The organism is Cupriavidus sp. KB_39, assembly GCF_052114485.1.
Classification (GTDB): domain Bacteria; phylum Pseudomonadota; class Gammaproteobacteria; order Burkholderiales; family Burkholderiaceae; genus Cupriavidus.
In genome coordinates this window covers 1-2,513 of sequence record NZ_JBFREV010000103.1, presented here as the reverse complement: position 1 = coordinate 2,513, position 2,513 = coordinate 1, and the positions used below count along the sequence as shown (strand labels likewise).

Genomic DNA, 2,513 nt, shown 5'->3' with positions numbered 1-2,513 from the left:
TGGTTCAGGGCGAAGCTGGCATCGAAGGTGTCGCCGGTCAGGATCATCCGCATGGCTACACCCATCCCCGCCACCTTTGCCAGCCGCTGGGTGCCACCACCGCCGGGAAGAATCCCCAGCCGGACCTCCGGCAAAGCGAAAGTCGATTCGGGCGTGGCGAGGCGGATGTCGCAGGCCAGCGCCAGTTCCAGCCCGCCGGCCACACAGATGCCGTCGATAGCGGCGATGGTCGGCTTGGACACGTCGCCGGCGCCGGTCAGGCCGCCAAAGCTGATGATCGACGTGGGCGCGTCGCTCTCGGCGAGATCGCGCCGATAGGCGAGATAGTCGCCAATATCGGCCCCGGTGCAGAAGGCGCGGCCGCCCCGGGCGGAGAGCACGGCGACCTTTAGCTGCGGGTCGTCGTTGAAACGCTGCCAGGCGCCGGCCAGTGCGCGGTCGTGCTCGACGTCGAGCGCGTTGTGGCGTTCCGGGCGGTCGATGACGATGTGGGCGATGGCGTGGTCGATGATCTGAAAGTCGATGGACATGGATTCAAAGGGTTCCGTTCCGGTTGTTGGGGGGGCTCAGCGCATGGCGTTGGGCAGGCGTCTCGCGGCAGATCGCTCCAGCCATTCGAACGCCCCGTTCACCGCCACGCCGATCAGGCCGACGGTGAGCAGCAGGGCAAAGACGCCGGGGGCATCGAAGTCCCGCTGGGCGGTGAGCAGCAGGCGGCCGATGCCCGGTCGCGTGGCCAGCATCTCGACCAGCAGGGCGACGATGATCGCCAGCGGCGCCGCCACGCGCAGTCCGGCAATCACGCCGGGCAGGATGCACGGCACGTAGATGTTCCGCACCCGGCTCCAGGGCGAGAGCCTGAGCGTGTGGCCCGTGCTGATCAGTGTGGGATGGATCGATCGCGTCGCCTGCAGCACGTTGAGCATCACCGGCCAGATCGTGGCCAACGCGACTACCGTGATATCCAGCCCGGTGCCGGCGCCGATCAGCAGCATGGCCACCGGGACGATGGTCGGCGGCGGGATCGAGCGCAGGAATTCGAGCGTGGGCGCCACGGTGTCGGAGACGGCACGGCGCGCGCCCAGCGTGGCGCCCATCACCGTGCCGGCCATGCCGGCGACCAGCGTGGAAAGCAGCACGGTTTTCAGCGTGGCGAGGACCGCCAGTTGCAGGTCGCCCGCCGCCAGCATGACGGCCGCCTGCGTGAGCCACGTCTGCGGGGGCGGCGCCACCGGCGAGGCAGGGTCGCCCAGCGCCCCCCAGACGCCGAGCAGGGCGATGGGCGTGGCAAGGCTGAGCAGCCCACGGGACATCTTGTTCATGAGCACAGTCCTTTCAGTTGCCCTGGGCCAGTCCAGGAAACAGATGCTTGACGGCGAAGTCCAGCGCGCAGTTCGCGCAGACGCCGAGGATGCCAATGGCGAAGAGATAGGCAAATGTCTCGCTGGCGCGCATGGCCTCCTGGGCGCTGACCAGCCCCCATCCCAGTCCAGCYGGGTTGCCAACCATCTCGGCGACCACGCTGACCACCAGGCATAGGCTGAAGCTGAGCTTGGCGCCCACGAGGATCTGGCGGAACGCAGCGGGCGTGATCACGCARCGCAGCGCATGCCAGCGRCGCAGGTGAAGCGTGCTGACCACCTCGAGGATGCGCGGATGCAKCCGTTCGATGCCGGACCGGCTGGCCAGGATCAGCGGCCACACGCTGGCGAACACCGTGACGGTGATCTCGGTCTGCCAGGAGAAGCCGAACACGAGGATGGCGAGCGGAATCAGCGCCACGGCCGGCAGGGGCCGCAATAGCTCGATAAAGAGCGACAGGGCGACGCGCAGCCGCTCGGCGCTGCCGAGCGCCATGCCGAGCGGGATGCCGATCAGCAGGCAGATCACCCAGCTGGCGATGGCCGCGGCAAAGGTATGCAGCGCATCGGCCGGCAGCCGGCCACTGACCAGCGTCTCTAGCAGGGTCTGGCCGATCTCCACGGGCGAGGGCAGGATGCTGGGCCCCTCCTGGGCCGTGGCCGCGAGTTGCCAGGCCACGAGGAGGGCAGCCGGGAGCAGCCATTGGCGCGTTTGCCGCAGGCGGGGCGTCATCGGGCCGCTCCGTGCAGGCGCTCCAGCAGCTCATGACGCGCGTGGAGGTACTCGGGCATCTCCTTGGTCGAAATCTGGTCGCGCGTGGCGGGCAGCGCAGGACGCAGCTCCGAGGTAATCCGCCCCGGCGAGCCGGCGAGCAGGATGACGCGGTCGCCCAGATAGACTGCCTCGTCCACATCGTGCGTGATGAAGACGATGGTGGTGCCAGTGCTGGCCTGAATGTGCCGAAGCTGGTCCTGGAGCTTGGCCTTGGTCATGGCGTCCAGCGCGCCGAATGGCTCGTCCATGAGCAGTACCTTGGGCTGCAGCGCCAGTGCGCGGGCGATTTGCAGTCGCTGCTGCATGCCGCCGGACAGCTTGGCGGGATACTCCCGGGCCGCCTGCTGCAGGCCGACCATGGCCAGCGCGGCGTCGAT

At 68.6% G+C, this 2,513-nt stretch carries 4 protein-coding genes; all 4 read right to left on the bottom strand.

Features of this window, described 5'->3' with window-relative positions:
- A partial coding sequence (locus AB4Z27_RS28740; protein ID WP_441645949.1) for an enoyl-CoA hydratase/isomerase family protein occupies positions 1–530 on the bottom strand: 530 nt, incomplete at its 3' end.
- 36 nt (positions 531–566) lie between these two features.
- A complete protein-coding gene (locus tag AB4Z27_RS28735; protein WP_441645948.1) occupies positions 567–1,322 on the bottom strand; it encodes an ABC transporter permease in 756 nt (251 codons plus the stop codon).
- Positions 1,323–1,335: 13 nt separating this feature from the next.
- Positions 1,336–2,094: an ABC transporter permease gene (locus AB4Z27_RS28730; RefSeq protein ID WP_441645947.1), complete on the bottom strand. Its 759-nt coding sequence runs from the start codon at positions 2,092–2,094 to the stop codon at positions 1,336–1,338.
- A partial coding sequence (locus AB4Z27_RS28725) for an ABC transporter ATP-binding protein (protein ID WP_441645946.1) occupies positions 2,091–2,513 on the bottom strand: 423 nt, incomplete at its 5' end. The genes AB4Z27_RS28730 and AB4Z27_RS28725, both read right to left, overlap by 4 nt.

Bases quoted from the DNA above. Each gene is read 5' to 3' on its own strand.
- AB4Z27_RS28735 (WP_441645948.1), bottom strand. From the start codon at position 1,322: ATGAACAAGATGTCCCGTGGGCTGCTCAGCCTTGCCACGCCCATCGCC.